The organism is Bradyrhizobium sp. Kon56, from assembly GCF_055807635.1.
Genome location: NZ_JBVVOU010000167.1, coordinates 1 through 423, shown reverse-complemented (window position 1 = coordinate 423; position 423 = coordinate 1). Strand labels below are relative to the sequence as shown.

At 64.1% G+C, this 423-nt stretch carries 1 protein-coding gene; it reads left to right on the top strand.

Going from position 1 to position 423, the window contains the following annotated elements:
* The coding region (locus AC0L3B_RS38450) for a zinc-binding dehydrogenase (RefSeq protein WP_473382823.1) at positions 1 to 423 on the top strand (423 nt) is incomplete at both ends.

The window sequence follows — 423 nt, the reverse complement described above, 5'->3', positions numbered from 1 at the left end:
ATCCACACGGTCAACCGTGGCGATATCCAGCTCGATGACGTGGTGGTGATTGCCGGCGCCGGAACCCTGGGCCTGTGCATGGTGCAAGTGGCGGCGCTGAAGACGCCGAAGAAACTGGAGGTGATCGACATGGTCGACGAGCGCCTGGAATTGGCGAAGAAGTTCGGCGCCGATGTGGTGATCAACCCGTCCCGCGACAACGCCCGCGCGATCATCAACGAGCTGACCGACAACTACGGCTGCGACGTGTACATCGAGACCACGGGCGTACCGGCCGGCGTCACCCAGGGCCTGGACCTGATCCGCAAGCTCGGGCGTTTCGTCGAGTTCAGCGTGTTCGGCGCCGAGACCAGCGTGGACTGGTCGATCATTGGCGATCGCAAGGAGCTGGACGTGCGCGGCGCCCACCTTGGCCCGTATTGC